Source organism: Brevibacterium aurantiacum (assembly GCF_007558825.1).
GTDB classification, from domain to species: domain Bacteria; phylum Actinomycetota; class Actinomycetes; order Actinomycetales; family Brevibacteriaceae; genus Brevibacterium; species Brevibacterium aurantiacum_A.
Window position 1 is genome coordinate 98,487 of sequence record NZ_VLTK01000008.1, and the last position, 16,872, is coordinate 115,358.

The window sequence follows — 16,872 nt, forward strand, 5'->3', positions numbered from 1 at the left end:
AGAGCAATGACGATTCAGACCCCTATCCACTCAGATCTGTGCGACCTCACGGACGGTCAGCTCGCGATGTGGTTCGGCCACCTCGGGGACGCTTCGAAGGCGACGTACCAGTGTGCAGAATACGTTGACATCGACGGTCCGCTCGACGCCCACCGATGGGCCGAGTCCGTCAGCAGCTGTCTCAGGGTCGCCGGGCTGGACTCGGAATTCCTCGACACACCTTCCGGCCCGCGATTGCGGCCAGCCGAATCTCCCGACTCCCCCAGCGTCATCGACCTGCGCTCCTCTCCCGACCCGGAAGCTGCCGCCCACGAGTGGATGGACTCCGAACTTACTCGACCGGCCCAATCCGACGGACCGGTCGTGCTGACTGCGCGTGATGTCAGCGGGCACGCTCTCCTGCAGTTGGATGAAGACCGGCAATGGTGGTTCGCCCGATTTCATCACATCGTGATTGACGGATTCTCGATGCACGCATTCATCCGCTGGGTGGGTCAGGTCTACTCGGATCCGACACAGCTCGACGACTGCCCCTTCACCACGACGGAGAACGCCCGCGGCACCGCACCGACAGAAGCCGAGACAATCGAGGCGAAGGGCAAAGAGTTCTGGGCTCAGCGCGCGGACCGGCTCGAGTCCGTCGGATCTCTGTGCGAGGCCACGGCGGCGGCTGCCGTCGATCAGCATGACTTCACGTACAGAATGGGACCTGATCAGGTCGATGCGCTGACCGACTACGCACACAGCTCCGGATCCACTTGGATCGAAATGGCTTTCGCTCTCATCGGCACCTACCTTCAGTCACACCTCACCGACCGACCAGCTGTACTGGGCATCCCCTGGCTCAACCGCTCAAACAGCACCGCAGCCAAGTCGGCAGCTCCACGCGTCAATGTCCTCCCTTTGTGCCTGCCAGCAGAGACCAGTGCCGACACTGCCATTGTCGATTTCGCGGCCGCAATCGGTTACGAGCTCAGCTCCGTGCGCGAGGTTCAGACATATCGCTCCGAATGGATTCGTCGAGACTTGTCCAAAGTCGGTACCGCACATCGACTACATGGTCCGACTGTCAACATCCGACCTTTCGACACTCAGGTCGCGTTCGACGCAGCCACCGGAGTTGTCCACAATATTCGCACCGGCCCCACTGATGACCTCGACATTGCGCTGTCGCTCGACTCTTCGGGCGGACTGGAAGCACGGATTCTAGCCAACCCCAAGCTCTACACCGCTGCCGAGGTGCAGCGCCACTTGGAGCGGATCACCGACCTGCTCGCACGCACACCTCGCGAGGGTCACCGAACACTTGGCGAGATCGAAGTCATGTTGCCCAGCGAACGCGATCAGATCCTCAACGTCTTCAACGCGACTGACGCACCCACGAGCGACCGCACATTGGCCGATCTGCTCATCGACCAGCACCATCGCACCCCAAACGCTCCCGCCCTGCAGTGGCGGGGAGAGTCGCTGATGTATTCCGACCTCTTCGATCGTGTCGAGCAACTGGCCGACACGCTCCGCGAACACGGCGCTGGTCCAGGCAGAACCGTCGGCATCCATCTGCGCCGCGGTCCGGCCATGGTGATGTCGCTGCTGGCCACCACTCTCAGCGGTGCCGCATACGTCCCCCTGGAACCGACACTGCCCATGTCCCGCCTCGACTCGATGATCGCGGACGTGGAACCGATCATTGTCATCACCGGTGCTGAGGGCGCTCCTGCGCCCGGTGAAACTGGCGCTCGCCCGATTCTGCGGCTGGGTGAAGACACACTCGATTGTCTCCGAGATGCCGACTCGGTCAAGGATCCCGTCGACCCATCACCTGCCGCCCCAGACGACACCGCCTACGTCATCTTCACCTCAGGATCGACCGGAGCCCCCAAAGGGACGGCTGTCAGCCATCGCGCAATCGTCAATCGGCTCGAGTGGATGCAGCACGAATACCAGCTCGATGACACGGATATCGTCCTGCAGAAGACGCCCTTCAGCTTCGATGTCTCGGTCTGGGAATTCTACTGGCCACTCATCACCGGCGCTGTGCTCGCCATAGCGGAGCCCGAGGTCCACAAAGACCCCAAGGCACTCGCACGAACGATCACTGCCAATGGAGTCACAACCTGCCATTTCGTCCCCTCTGCCCTGTCAGTCTTCACCGGGACACGCGAACTGCAGGAATGCACGAGTCTGCGTCGGGTATTCTGCTCGGGAGAGGCTCTCGACTCCGAAACCGCTCACCGCCTGATGGCAGTTCTTCCCATTGAGCTGCACAACCTCTACGGACCCACAGAGGCCGCCGTGGACGTCACACATTGGCCCGTATCGGCTGAGCATAGCGGACCGGTGCCGATCGGTCGCCCCGTCTGGAACACCCGCGTCTACCTTTTGGACGGGCTTGGGAGGCTCCTGCCGCCCGGCGCCACGGGCCATCTCCATCTGGCCGGAGGTCAGTTGGCTCAAGGCTATGTCGGGCGACCGGAGCTGACCGCTGAGAAGTTCTTCGACCATCCCGGCCTCGGCCGAGCTCGAGGGCGGAGTGAACGCGTCTATGCTACAGGTGACATCGCCCGGTGGCGCTCAGATGGGGCTCTCGACTACCTCGGTCGCGTCGATGACCAGGTCAAGATCCGTGGGCTGCGTATTGAGCTCGGCGAGATCGAGTCTGTCCTGGCCGAACACCCAGAGGTGCACAGAGCCGTCGTCGTTCCTCACGGAACCGGGACCGCTGCCAGTCTCCGCGGGTATGTCCAAGGTTGTGCAATCAGCACCGAAGAACTGCGAGATTGGCTTGTCGACCGATTGCCGGACTACATGGTGCCCTCAACCCTGACCTGCGTCAGCGACCTCCCGATGACCGCCAACGGGAAACTCGACCGTCAGCGGCTCCCTGCCCCCGAGGAACCGCTGTCCACCCGGGCACCGTCGACGAAGCTCGAGACCGCAATCGTCCAGGCATTCGATGACGTTCTGGGTACAGAGCGCCTCGGCGTGGACACCAACTTCTTCGATGCCGGCGGCACGTCATTGACAGCAGTCAGCCTCCTCCGTCGGCTCGAGGAGTTGCATGACATCACCGCTCGAACAGCAGTCGAGCTCAGCGATGTCTTCGCCGCACCCACCGCAGCATCGCTTGCTCGTCGTCTCGGTGGTGAAGGGCACGCGAATCCGTATTCGCGGCTGCTCACTCTGCGTGAGCACCGGAGCGGAACACCAGTGTTCTGCCTTCATCCGGCAGGAGGACTTGGGTGGTCATATGTCAATCTGCTTCAACATATCGATCCCGAGATCGGAGTCTACGCGTTGCAGGCACCGGGATTGGATCCCGCTCTGCCAGAGCCGAAGCCGGCCGCGTCACTGTCAGAACTCGCAGCCGGGTACGCCGTCGACATCGTCGGCCACGCCCCCCAGGGGACGGTCGTTCTCCTCGGTTGGTCCGTCGGTGGAGTGATTGCTCACGAGCTGGCCATCCAGCTCGCCTCGATCGGTGTCACCGTCGAGACTCTAACGCTGCTCGACGCCTACCCGCCCAGCTCGTGGCAGCATCGTGACGATCCCACTGATCGTGAGATCAATGAAGCGCTGCTGATCATGGGTGGCGTGGACTACGATTCCGAGGCATCAGACCTGTCACGGGAGACCGTGCTCGAGATGTTGGCGGAGACGAGTGGCCCCTTCAGCGAGCTCCGGCCCGAGGTGGTGGAGCGGGTAGCGCGAACTGTCGCCACCAATGCCTTGCTGATGCGCAGGCACACGGCCCGCGTCTATCACGGAGACGTCGAGTTCTTCACCGCAGCAGACAAGGAACAGGACTGGCTCCACGTCTCCGACTGGGAGCCCTTCGTTACAGGCACTGTCCGCAACCATGACATCGACTGCACCCACCCCGCCCTCATCCACCCGCACATTCTAGCCCGAATCGTCCGAGAGATCGGCTCCACAGCAACTCAATGAGACACAGTTCGACCCTTCTACAGCCAATCAAATCAGGTGAACTATCTAACAGAACCACATCTAAACCCCAACCACAGTCATATTAGGTTAGGCTAACCAGCGTGACACGCTTGCGCTGGAACGACTCACACGACACAGCAAATCGAACCAAATGGAGAGAGCAATGAGAAAAGGCTTTTCGATCATCGGTATCACGTGCGCCCTGGCTCTCGCCGGCTGCGGCGGCACCGGCTCCGAGACCGCGGACGACACATCAACCGAAGCGACAGGCTCGGAACTCTCGGTCCCCCTTCCCGAAGGATGGTCCCAGATCGGCGGCACGAGCGACTTCTCCGCCATCGAGGCAGCACCGAAGCTACCTACCAACGTCACCGACGGCACCGGCACCGAGGTAAAGATCAAGGACATCGACAAGATCATCGTCGCCGGCGACGGCATCGCATCGACGCTCGGCGCACTGGGCTTGACCGATAATATCGAAGCCGCACCGGAGAATTCGATTGCCCCGGAAGGAATCGATGCCCCGCAGCACTTCGAATTCGGCAAAAACACAGGTGTCGAAGGTCTTTTGGCGATGAACGGCACCCTGTTCATCGGCGATAACACCCAACGGCACGGTGATGTCGCCGGTCAGTTCCGCGACGCCGGAACCGACGCGGTCGTCATGGACGATCAGCAGCCCCAGCGAGACAAGCTCAAGGCTGTGGCCTCCTACGTGGGAGCCGCGGAAGCCGGTGAAGAACTCGCCAAGACCGTCGACAACCAGCTCGCCGATGCCGCGAAGACCGCGAAGGAATCCGGCAAGCAGGGTCTTTCCATCGTTGAGGTGACGGCCACCGGCGCGGGTGGGCAGAATTCGGTTGCTGGCACCGGGACGCCGGGCAACGAGATAATTGAGACTCTCGGCTACACGAGCGTCGGAGCAGAGTCGAACCTGCGCGGCTACTCCCGCGAATTCAGCAATGAGGGGATCGTCGCCTCTGCACCAGATGTCATCGTCATGACCGAATCCGACTACGAGAAGTGGGGCGGCGAAGACGGGCTGTGGAAGGCGTTCCCGACGCTCGACCAGACTCCAGCAGGCCAGAATTCCGCGATCTTCGTCATGCCCGACGCCCAGTTGAAGTACTCGAGCCCGGAGATCGGAGCCGGCGCTCAAGCGCTGGCCGAGGCCGTCGCGAAGCTCCCGTGACCCCGAAGGTGTCGACACGCACCGGCACCAAGGCCAGGGCTGCTTCCTTGGCTGGAACCGGTGGCCCCGACAGCACGGATACCACCAGTGCTTCGACGGCGTCCGAGGCCTCGGCGGCAATGACAGCATCCACCGCACTCCCAGGACGCCGCCGTCGGGCCGCCTCGAGCACCGAGGTGCGCCACGCCGTCCGCCGCCTCCCGCTACTCGCCTGCATTATCGTCGGCCTGGTGGTCCTCGCACTGCTCATGGTCGTCTCGGCCTCGGTCGGTCCCCTGCGCATCCCACTCGTCGATGTCGCACACATCGTGGGTGCCCAGCTGGGCGCCATTGACAGTGCGAAGCTCAGTCAACGCGATGTCTCGGTCGTTTGGCAACTGCGCGTCCCACGTGTGCTCATGGGCGTACTCGTCGGCGCGGCGCTCGCCATCTCCGGTGCGGCGTTGCAGAGCCTGTTCAACAACCCGCTAGCTGACCCCGGAATCATCGGCGTCAGCGGCGGAGCCTCGGCAGGAGCGGTCGGAGTCATCGTGCTCGCCGGAAGTAGCACCACCTGGCTGTTGCCCATCGGCGCCTTCCTCGCTGGCCTCGCTGTCACCGGACTCATCTACGTCCTCGCTCGACCTGGCCGCAACACCGGGACGTCGCGTATGCTGCTCGTCGGAATCGCCATAGGCTCAGGTTGCCAGGCGTTGACCGGATTCTTCACCTTCATCGCCGATGACCAGCAGCTCCAGACCCTCACCTTCTGGCAGATGGGCTCGCTGGCGAAGGTGATCTGGCCGCAATTCTGGGCAACTATACCGATCTTCGCCATCGGCCTCTTCATAGTCCTACTCAACTACCGCGCCCTGGACGTGCTCACCCTCGGCGAACGAGAGGCTCAGCACCTCGGTCTCAATGTCCGACGCAGCCGCCTGATCATCATCATCGCGACCGCGTTGCTCACAGGTGCCGCTGTCGCCTTCGCCGGTGCGATCGGGTTCGTCGGTCTCGTCGTCCCACATATCGTGCGCATCATCGTCGGTCCCGGCCACCGCGGTCTGTTGCCGATCTCCGCGATTGCCGGCGCGATCCTCATCGTCGCCGCCGACTGCGGCTCCCGCGTCGTCGCTCCACCTGCGGAGGTGCCAATCGGCCTCTTCACTGCGGCCGTGGGCGCGCCGTTCTTCCTGTTCCTCGTTGTCCGAATGAAAAAGAGCTCATGGTGAAAACCTGCACCCCCGACGCTGCGAACCGGACCGCTGCAGGCCGCGCGGACACCCTCGCCGAAGCGATCGTCCGGGCCCAGGACGTCACCTTCGCCGTGGACGGCCGGGAGCTCGTCACCGGGATCTCGTTCGCCCTCTATCCCGGTGAAGTCGTCGCGCTCGTCGGTCCCAACGGCGCGGGCAAATCGACAATGCTCTCACTCCTGTCCGGTGACGTGGCCCCTACCCGGGGCACCATCGAGATCGTCGGGGTCGAGGCGGGGGCGTGGAAATCCGGCCCGCTGGCCCGCCAGCGTTCGGTGATGCTTCAACACAACAGTTCGAACTTCGCCTTCAGCGTGAAGGAGGCCGTCCACATGGGACGCTTGCCCTGGAACGTCGACGTCTACCGTGATGAGGAGCTCGTCGCCGAAGCGATCACGGACTCGGACCTGCACGGTTTTGAGGCCCGCGACATCACCACCCTTTCTGGCGGAGAAGCCGCACGGGTGTCCTATGCACGGACGAAGGCGCAGACGACGCCCATCATCTTCCTCGACGAACCGACAGCCGCTCTCGACCTCAGACATCAGGAATCCCTCCTACGCTCAGTCAAACGTCTAAGCGGTCAGGGAGCGGCAGTCATCGTCGTACTCCACGACCTCAATCTCGCCCTTCGCTACGCGGAGCGCGTACTCGTCTTCGGCGACGGTCGACTCGTCGCCGATGGGCCCCCGAGTGAGGCCCTGAGCGAGGACCTTGTCGAAGAAGTCTACGGTCAACGTGTACGCCGCATCGAGGCCGAGGGCGTCGAGTCCCCCATTCTCATCCCTGTCTAAGGAACCCATTTCTCCGGGGCAGCACTCGGTATACCCGGAAACGGTTAGCTCTGCAATTTACCGGTGAGTACGACAGCGCCGGCTGTGACAGCTCCACATCTACCTGCGTAAGCTCTAGCTCCTCATCGGTAATATCATTCGCGTCTCGGAGACGACCACTATTGGCTATGAACATCACAAGCTCACGCTTGTGGTCGTACAAACATATATTGTGGACTCAAGCCTTCAGCACTAACGAATTCTCTGAGTGAATGCCCATGATTTGCACCGAACCCCTGATCGGCGTACACAATCCCAACAGGCGCTGGAGTTCATATCCGGCGTGCCATATCTAGAGCATTCGCTGCAAGGGCGGAGGCCTGCTTCGTGTCGATAGCTCGGTCTACGATCTTGCGACTGCCCCGTCCACCTAGATTGCTCCTATCCCACGATCACCTCACCTCACAGGTCGCACTGGTGGCCGTCGCGGGCCCCTTGATCTACCTTGCAGGCAACCTACTCTTCCTGCAAACGCGAGTCAGACGCTTCGCACGCTCCCGAATCCCGGCCGCAGCAATTCTCGTCACCGTCGCCATCCTTGCGCTGGTTCTCCTCGAACACCTCCCCGCGGCTGCCTTGAGCCTTGCGGTCACGGACACACTCGCCGTCCACACTGTCCTGCCATCGAGGGCCCTCGGATAACGCGCTTAACAAACGCTCACCCAGTTCTTTCGGTACAGAACTGGTGGTCTGACGCGGCCCTCACCGAAGGCCGATAACATACGAATTGGTCGCTCACTTTGCCGGTTCGTACAGCCATGGGCAGTCCATTCGCGGCGGCCTCTTCGATCAGGTACCGGTCGGTCCCCGAACTCAATGTCGTCGCTAGCGTCGGGCCGGGTCGTTGAACCATTACAATTCGATGATATCGGCATTGGGAATCGGTGATTCCAGCCGCCGGCAATTTAACTGGCAGGAGAGAGCTTCAGAACCCGGCACGGCACCGTCACAGGCACCCTGTCGGCGGCGGCAGGCCCGGTTGGGTCGATTGACACCTGTCGAGTACGAAGTAATCATTGAGTCACCTGCAGTCGCAGCGTGATACCTCGAGTGTCACCTTTCCTTGCATCAGTCCCGCTTGACGGCAACTTCGTGTCTGCACCATACGCGCGCGAGCGCGCCGCAGAACTTCGGTCTCCTGGTCGAGCAGCCAGGGGACGGTGCTTGAGCCCAAAGAGTTCGGCGGACACTTTCATGCTATCGCCCGTATTGAGCTCGCCCCAGCGAACCCATTTCGTGATCGTTGACTCATGAGCACCGAAGTCTCTGCCGATTTTAGCGATCGTGGTGTTCCTATCCCGGCCCAGGACAACGCAGACGATGTCATCGAGAAGCTCTAGCTGTAAAAGCTTTGGCATGGTGTCTATTCATCCAGGTTTGTCGGAGTACAAACCAGAACAGATGTCGATTCTTTATAAATAGGGCTGTAGGAGAGTTGTCAGCCCTATCTATGAAGAGTTAACCCCGACACCGTCCGCATCAGCGCCGACCTGTCCTGGGCAGTCGCCGGCTCAGCGGACGCACCGGGTCTCGAAGACCGGCGGGTCGTCAGCCCCGTCACCGGACCCGAAGTCGTCGCTGCCCTCAGCTCGCAGGCTTTGGTCTGGGTCGCGGGTTTCGAGGGTTCGACGAGCCCGACGTGGGCCACCATCATCGGCGGACAGGTCTCCCTCTTCAACGTCGTGCGCGATCGGCTGCCCGGCGTCGACAACGCGAACCGTCCACCGTCGGCATGCGACCACGTGGATGGCGTCTGCCGGAGAAGCATCTGAGCGTCGTCGACGACGCCGGTCGCAGCATACCGGCATCGGGTGCGCTCGTCGATTTCGGCCTCTACTTCTTCCACAACGCGCATGCCCTCATCGAATCCAGCTCGGGTCCCTACTTCTGGCTGCCGAAGCTGGAGTCGGCGCTCGAGGCCAGACTGTGGAACAGGTTCTTCGAGTTCGCACAGGATCGCCTCGGCATCGCACGCGGCACCATCAGGGCGACCGTCCGCATCGAGACCATCACCGCGGCATTTCAGATGGAAGTCATCCTCTGGGAACTGCGCGAGCACTGCGCCGGGCTCCAAGCGGCCGTCTGGGACTACCTGTTCTCCGTCGTCAAGAGCTTTCGGAATCTGCCGCAGTTCGTTCTGCCCGACCGTGAGCTGCTGACGAATGCCCTGCCGCTCATGCGGGCGTTCACCGACCGCCTGGTCCGGACCTGCCACCGGCTCGGCGCCTATGCGATCAGCACGATGAGCAATCTCATGATCGACCATTCCGACGAGGAGTACGTCGCCGCCGAGTTCGCCAGGTTGCGTGAGGACAAGGCGCGCGAGGCATGGCAGGGGTCCGACGGCACCTGGGTCGCCGGTCCGGGCCTCGTGCCCGCAGCGCTCGCGGTCTACGATGCGGCTCTCGGACAGCGTCCTCATCAGCTCGAGAATCTGCGCTCCAAGGCCATCGTCTGCGCGGAGCATCTGCTCGACCTCACCGATTTGGAGCCGATCGTCACCGAAGCAGGGGTGCGGGTGAACGTCAGAGTCGCCATCGGCTACATCTCAGCCTGGCTGGGCGGGCGCGGCAACGTGGCGCTGGAGGATCTGCTCGAGGACATGTCGACGGCAGAGATCTGCCGGTCGCAGATCTGGCAGTGGATCCGGCACGAGGTGGCCCTCGACAACGGGCACCAGCTCACCCGCGAGCTCGTCGAGGTATACCTGGCCGAGGAGCTCGCGCGGATCGAGCGGAAGCCCAATGATCACCTCGCCGAGGGGGTGGAGGTCTTCCGGCGCAGCGCACTCTGCGGTGACTTCCCTGAGTTCCTCACGATACCGGCCTACAGCGAGCACCTCCGCGATCGTGTCTCCACGGGGGTCGATCTTCGCGGCGTGAGGGCGGCCGGGTTCAGCTGTACACGGTGAGCGGGCGGCAGGAAGGGGCAGCGGAATCGGACCGCTGCCCCTTCCGTACGGCTCCGCCCCGGAAGGTGGGGAGCCGTACGGATATCGGCTGGTACGGTACGCGCCAGTGATCAGCCTTCAACCCGGCGCCGTCGGATCAGCAGCATCAGAGCAGCTCCGACGATGAGAAGTCCGACGGCTACTGGTGCGATCCAGAGGTTCTGGGCACCAGTGGAGGGAAGCTCACCTCGCACATCGGTTTCGGCGGTCACTCCTGCAGCGACATCGATGTCCGCATCGACTTGTGCACCTGTGCTCGTGTCCATGTCAGCGCCGGCGTTCGCAGTGACATCGGCAGTTGCGCCGACCGTGTCGTCGGCCGTCACTTCTGCACTGGTGTCAGCAGTGGCGTTGTCGTCGGCCGTCACTTCTGCACTGGTGTCAGCAGTGGCGTTGTCGTCGGCCGTCACTTCTGCACCGGTGTCAGCAGTGGCGTTGTCGTCGGCCGTCACTTCTGCACCGGTGTCGTCGGTCGTGGCGTCGGCTGTGACTTCCGTGTCGGCAGACGGATCGGCCTCGGCCTCGGCAGTCGAATCGGCCTCCGCATTGACGTTGGTGTCGGCATCCTCACCATCGTCGCCGCAGCCCGGCGCGGTGATGACATTGCTGTCGAGAGTCACGGCTCCATTACGAGCGAGTGCGCGACCATCGATGGTGGTTCCGGTCACGAGCGACGCCGATGTCAGCGCCATAATGGTGCCGACGAACGAGGTATTGGTCCCGAGCGTCGCCGAACTTCCCACCTGCCAAAACACGTTACATGCCTGCGCGCCACCGATAAGCGACACAGAACTGGCGCTTGCTGTGGTCAGTGTGGATCCGACCTGGAAAATCCAGACGGCAGACGGGTCATTCTGGGCGTCAAGAGTCAGATCTCCCGTCAGCTCCGCAGCAGTCTCAGCCGTGTAGACTCCCGGAACGAGCGTCTGCCCGCCGAGGTCTGCAGTGATGTCGAAGTCACTGGGCTGTCCTGCCGCAACATCGTACGCCGTGGTGAGGTCGGTCTGTGCTTGTTGAGCCACTGCATCGTTGGCGTGGATTGTTCCGTCCTGCACGGTTCCCGGCGGGAAGCCTGTTATCGCCGTGCCAGGAGCAACGCCGAGGTCACCATCGAGAATGGTGGGCCCGGTGTTCGTGACAGTCGATCCGCCCAGAACAGCGTAGGACTCCGCTGTGGCGAGATTGACAGCGGTAGCCGCTGCTGCAGTCGGCGCCCACATATTGATGGTTGCCAGTACGAGACTGACCGCGCCCACCGAAGCAACCAAAGCACGGTATTTCTGTGGGCGGGGCCCGGGCGCAGACTCGTTCGGGTTGTCGCGGATGACCGATGTGCCTTGTCGTCGTTGAAACAGTGCCATACTCACCTGTTTTTCCATCGGAACGGCACACAGGAGTGAACGTGAACCATTCCCAGTATATACGCCACCGACAGTTAGCGTGACAATCAGTGTGGTTGAAACAAATCGCTCCGAATGATTCTGCGCACGATTTGGGCATAGAAGTCGAGGTGAGAGATCGTCCTTCTCCCGTGGATTCGCCGACGAAAATTCGGTGAGATTCAGTGTGGCTCCGCCGCGATGAACGAAGGCGTTGGCCCCGGGCGCTGAAGGGCCCGGAGCCAGTGGAAAGACTGTGTGCGCGGGAGACCGCCGTGGTTCTGCGAGCCGCGGGCCTCGAGCGATTCGGTTCCTGTTGATATCGTCTCGGAGTGAATTGCCGGCCTTCTTCGGTGTTTCGGCAATATCGCGACATTCGCATAAAACCGTCAAACATCATTTTCGTCCGGAAAGGATCGTGGGGAGCCAATGCGCGACCTCTCACCCGATTCGAGGGGCCGCTCGTCGGGGCAATGTTCGAATCTTTTCGCCTGAGGTGAACTTGAAATCAATCTCTGACCTCAGAGATCTTTATGGATCCGCGGCGCCATGACCAGTGATGGAATCAGAATCCATTCCCTGCCTTCTCGACCAAACGAATTCGATCGAGAATACCTTCAGTGCACCCTCCTCGCTCTGCAGCGGTTCAGCGCTCAGTTTGAGGGCTCTTCATAGATAAGTCGGTGGGAAGAGCTGAAACAAGTTCGTAAGACAACGGGACCCTCGGTGCAATGATGTAGGTGTTCAAGACTCCATCACGACCCAAGGTCCCTCGTGCACAACTTTACCCCGCCCTGCCTCGACACCACACTCTTCCTGCCCGACCTCGGACTCACCGCGATCGGAGACTACACCACGCCGATCGGCACCTGACCGTACTGTGCCTGCTCACCGATGACGACAGTTCCTGCCCAGAATGCGAGCAACGAGGACTCGTCCGATCCACCAGGACCCGCCGACTCATCCATCCCCCAATCGGCCTGACCGCAGTGACCCTAGCTATTCGCATCCGCACCTACACCTGCCCCGGCTGCCACCAACGCTGGTCCCAAACACCCAGAAGAACCTGCACCGGAAGATCGAAGCTCTCGACCACGGCACGCCTGTGGGCGTTGAAGTCCGTGGTCACCGACAAGATGAGCATCCACGTGATCGCGAAGAACCTCGACACCTCCTGGAACACCGTCTGCACAGCTGTGCTCGACCTCGGCCGGTCCCTGCTGATCGCTGATGCCACCCGGCTCGACGGTGTGTCCACGATCGGCGTCGATGAACACTGCTGGTCCCACCGCGGCATCGACCGGTGGGTGATCGTCATCGTCGACCTCACCCACCGCCCCGCGCGGCTGCTCGACATCGTCCCCGGCCGTTCAGCCGAAGTCTTCGCCGACTAGCTGGAAGATCAGCCCGATGATTTCAGGGCTGGCATCGACCATGTCGCCATGGATGCCTTCGCCGGATACAAGAAGGCCGCGACCGAAATGGTGCCCGACGCCACACGGTCATGGACCCTTTCACGTCGTTGCCCTGGTCGGTACGAAGCTCGATGAAACGAGGAGACGACTCCAGACAGAGATCCATGAACGCAGGGGCAGATCTGGTGACGACCTGTACGGCATTCGGAAAACGGCCCGCACCCGCGTCGGTCTACTCACCGATAAGCAGAAACATCGCCTCAACACTGTCTTCGCCGCCGACAATTATGCCGCTCTGCTGGTGTGCTGGCAGTTCTACCAAGACACGATCGCCGCCTACGCTGCGCATCAGAGCAAAGGCAAGAAGCTCATGGGCAGACTCATCGACACTCTGGCCGCAACGATCCCTGATGAGCTGAAAGAGCTGCGGAGTCTGCAGACGACGTTCCAGCGTCGCCGAGCCGATATCCTGACCTACTTCGATCATCCGGGAACCTCGAAAGGGCCTACTGAAGCGATCAACGGCAGGCTCGAGCATATGCGCGGAATCGCCCTGGGGTTCCGCAACCGAGGCAACTACCTCATCCGGGCATTGCTCCACGCAGGAGGATTGGCAACTCTCCTACAGCCCTATTAATGAAGAGCCCAGATGTCCTCCGCTCCTGCATCAGCCCTCTAAACGGATCGTTCACGGCGGTAGCGCGCCTCGACAATGCATAGAATGATTCTATGAATCAGAAGACTTTCAACAAAGTGCTTGCCCCCTGGTTGACCCCGTATGCGCACTTTTCGATTAGCCTGTTAGAAGGAAAAGCATGGCAGTAGAGGGGGACAGTTCTCGGGAACTCCACGAGGATGATCCTCGCTCTCTCCGCGATCAAGTACGTCAAGTTCTTCGGTCCTGGATCGTCTCAGGTCGATTCGCGCCAGGCGAACGAGTTCGCGAAAGAGAAATTGCCCAGAACCTAGGCATTTCACGTGTGCCCGTTCGGGAGGCTGTCGCACTGCTAGAGGGAGAAGGGCTGGTATCGTCACTTCCTCGAGGCGGAGCCGTCGTAACAAGGTTGACCGCCAAAGACGCAGCGGATCTGTTTCATATTCGCGAAGTGCTTGAAGGCTTGGCCGCTCGTCTAGCTGCGCAGAACGCGACCTCGGCTGAGGCCTCTGCACTCCACCACAATTTGTCCCGAGCTGAGAAAGCTGCCGAGGGTGGTGACTCAGCCGAACAATCCAGGTTGAACCTAGAATTTCACGAAACAGTCGTCACTCTCGCTGACAACCCAGCCCTAACCACGATGCTTGAGCCAGTTGGCGTTCGCCTTCGCTGGCACTTCGCTCCCGATCAAGAGCCTTTGACCATTCTCAATGAGCACACGCAAATCGTTGAGGCAATTTCCGCTGGGGACGCAGACCGGGCGGCTCACATCGCGGCGAAACATGTACGTCAGACTCGCGACAACATTCTTCCTAGCTTCGACATCGAGGACTGAACCGAGCGGTTGGCCCTGTTCAGGCCATGGAAGTTGCATTCCACTTTCCAGGCAAAGAGAACGGTCCGCGGCAACAAATGCTTCTGAACTTCTTGACAGAGCAGTTCACGATCTGCTTTGGTATACCTGTATACCAGCGAATACTCAAAGACGAGGGAACATGGTTCTGAACTGGAATGAGACAGCAAGTCGCCGGCCAAGACACTTTGATGGATACGGTGCCAATCCCCCGGAGTTCAGGTGGCCGGGCAATGCTCGCGTGGCAGTCAATTTCGCAATCAATTTCGAGGAGGGCACCGAGCGAAGCCCACTCTTGGGTGACGGCCAGCGCGACTCCCGAACCTGGGTGAAGAGCGCGTTACCACCGGAAGCCAGAGACCTCATGCAGGAAGGCGAGTACGAATACGGAACGCGAGCTGGGATCTGGCGATTACTACGCCTGTTCAATCAGTATCGAGCTCCGTTCAGTGTTTTCGTTTCGTCTGAGGCGCTGTCGGTAGTCCCGGAAACGGCAAAGCAATTCGCCGAAATGGACTGCGATTTCGTTTCCCATGGAACTCGATCAATTTCACGTGTCGACCTCACGCCCGAACAGGAGCGAGAGGACCTACGCAAATGCATCAACGACGTCAGGACCCTGACTGGCAAACCAGTACTCGGCGCGTTCCCGCGCCCGCCCATTACGACGGAATCCCGCCGAATAATGGCAGAAGAAGGTCTCCTGTACGACTCTGCGACGACAAATGACGACTTGCCCTATTTCTACCCTGTCGAAGGCAGGCCTATGCTTGTCCTTCCCTATGCGGTGGATACGAATGATGCAAGATTCTGGGGCGGGCAATCCGGACCTGGATTTACCGGATCGACTGACTTTTTCGACTACCTCAAAGACAGCTTCGATACGCTCTACGAGGAGTCTGAATCTACTGGACGGATGATGTCGGTCGGGCTACATGCGCGGATCATGAGACCCGGAAGAGCTGCATCAATCCGGCGATTTCTCGAATATCTGCGCGAGAAGGATGACGTCTTCATCGCCAAACGCAGCGACATCGCTCGAGCCTTTGCCGAACGCTTCGCACCCGAGGATACGTGGAACTGGCCCCTAGCCACAGACAGCTAACACTCCATCGTTAATACCCTGAGTTAGGTGAGTGATATCTATGATACGAAGAAGTGTCCGCACGATCGCCGCCGCAATAGCCCTTGCGCTGGGAGCTGTAGGTCTGAGCGCATGCGAAAGCGACGGAAACTACTCCGGAAAAACCACTCTAGTTCTGATGAATTCCCAATGGATGGACGCCTTACGGGGCGACAAGCTCTGGGCTGTCATGGAGAAATACGAGAAGGTCAATCCTAAAGTAGTTCTCGAAAAGTCCGAGGTGCCGTCAAAAGACATTCAAACTAAACTCCCAACCGAGTTAGGTGCCAAGCTCGGTCCCGATGTCATGATGCTCCAAGAACCACTATTTTGGGTGGTCCGTGATGCCCTTTTGCCGCTTGACGAGGCGACTGCGGAAGCAAACAATCTCAATGCAACCAACGACGGTGCGCAGGTCGAAGGCAGACAACTCGGAGTTTCGTGGCAACGTGCTGCCTACGGACTTGTCTTCAACAGGAAGCTCCTCAATGAGGCTGGGGTTGAGCCTCCGGAGACTGTTGATGAACTTATTACAGCAGCTCATGAGGTGCAGAGCGAAACCGGAGCAATCGGCTTCACTTCAAGGCACCAGATGAATGAGTTCGACAACTGGTACAAGGACTTCATGAACTGGACAGCCGGTTACGGAGGCCAATGGGCGACCCAAGGACAACTCACAATCGACTCACCGCATAACATCGCTGCAGTCGAAGCGTTTAAGAAGCTATACGACGCCGACGTCATCCCCTACGGCGACGATTTCCCTACCCAGCGCAATAGATTCAAGTCGGGTGACGTCGGCTTCTCTATTGATAACAGCGGTGGAACACTCAATATGGCTACCGGGTCTAAAGTTTCCTCGGACGTAGGAGCATCCCGGCTGCCTTTCCCAAGTCCGGGTTCACATCAGCAGATCTATCTAGCTCTCAATAAGAACATGGACGGAGAGAAACAGAGGGCAGCGTTGGATTTCGTGCAGTGGCTGCTCACCGACGACGCTCAACAAGCGTTACGTTCAGCTTCCGGACCGGACCTACTGGCAACGGACGTTCCTCTCGATCCGAAGTTCGCCAAAAAGAATCCGTGGGCCCAGAACTTTTACGAAGCAGCGGCGGACTCGTCTGGCACGGTCATTGAGGGCTACGAGCTCGAGACTGCCCAGATCATGCGCCCTGTTATGGACGCAGTGGAACGAGTTCTTACGAAAAACGCCGATCCACGCAAAGAACTGGAGAAGGCCCAGGAAGAAGCCACCGGACTGGTCGGCTAAAACGGGCTTCGAAGACAAA

At 60.5% G+C, this 16,872-nt stretch carries 9 protein-coding genes and 1 pseudogene; 9 read left to right on the top strand and 1 reads right to left on the bottom strand.

Features of this window, described 5'->3' with window-relative positions:
• The first annotated feature begins 6 nt into the window (after positions 1–6).
• The 5 genes from FO013_RS14350 to FO013_RS14370 all read left to right on the top strand — a co-directional run bounded on the left by FO013_RS14350 (position 7) and on the right by FO013_RS14370 (position 10,119).
• Positions 7–3,948, top strand: coding sequence for a non-ribosomal peptide synthetase (locus tag FO013_RS14350; protein ID WP_143923256.1), 3,942 nt, complete (start codon positions 7–9; stop codon positions 3,946–3,948).
• A 163-nt stretch (positions 3,949–4,111) separates the two neighbouring features.
• Entirely contained in the window at positions 4,112–5,140 is a 1,029-nt protein-coding gene (locus FO013_RS14355; RefSeq protein WP_143923257.1) for a heme/hemin ABC transporter substrate-binding protein, read from the top strand.
• Complete coding sequence (locus FO013_RS14360; RefSeq protein ID WP_260848166.1) at positions 5,137–6,351, top strand: FecCD family ABC transporter permease; 1,215 nt, start codon at positions 5,137–5,139, stop codon at positions 6,349–6,351. The genes FO013_RS14355 and FO013_RS14360 overlap by 4 nt, the downstream gene beginning before the upstream one ends.
• Entirely contained in the window at positions 6,345–7,169 is an 825-nt protein-coding gene (locus tag FO013_RS14365; RefSeq protein WP_143923258.1) for a heme ABC transporter ATP-binding protein, read from the top strand. Before FO013_RS14360 ends, FO013_RS14365 begins: the two co-directional genes overlap by 7 nt.
• Positions 7,170–8,940: 1,771 nt before the next feature.
• Complete coding sequence (locus tag FO013_RS14370; RefSeq protein WP_260848167.1) at positions 8,941–10,119, top strand: malate synthase; 1,179 nt, start codon at positions 8,941–8,943, stop codon at positions 10,117–10,119.
• A gap of 110 nt (positions 10,120–10,229) precedes the next feature.
• Here FO013_RS14370 and FO013_RS14375 read toward each other — a convergent pair whose 3' ends face one another.
• Positions 10,230–11,519 carry an ice-binding family protein gene (locus FO013_RS14375; protein WP_222103640.1) on the bottom strand — a complete coding sequence of 430 codons (1,290 nt, stop codon included), beginning with the start codon at positions 11,517–11,519 and terminating at the stop codon, positions 10,230–10,232.
• A 792-nt stretch (positions 11,520–12,311) separates the two neighbouring features.
• Between FO013_RS14375 and FO013_RS14380 the strand changes: the two are divergent.
• From FO013_RS14380 to FO013_RS14395, 4 genes and pseudogenes are all read left to right on the top strand, one after another.
• Positions 12,312–13,589, top strand: a pseudogene (locus FO013_RS14380) (ISL3 family transposase).
• A gap of 178 nt (positions 13,590–13,767) precedes the next feature.
• Complete coding sequence (locus FO013_RS23285) at positions 13,768–14,442, top strand: GntR family transcriptional regulator (RefSeq protein ID WP_143923259.1); 675 nt, start codon at positions 13,768–13,770, stop codon at positions 14,440–14,442.
• A gap of 259 nt (positions 14,443–14,701) precedes the next feature.
• The gene (locus FO013_RS14390; protein WP_186293129.1) at positions 14,702–15,565 is read left to right on the top strand and encodes a polysaccharide deacetylase family protein; all 864 of its coding nucleotides are present in this window, start codon (positions 14,702–14,704) and stop codon (positions 15,563–15,565) included.
• A 157-nt stretch (positions 15,566–15,722) separates the two neighbouring features.
• Entirely contained in the window at positions 15,723–16,853 is a 1,131-nt protein-coding gene (locus FO013_RS14395) for an ABC transporter substrate-binding protein (protein ID WP_222103641.1), read from the top strand.
• The last annotated feature ends 19 nt before the right edge of the window (positions 16,854–16,872 follow it).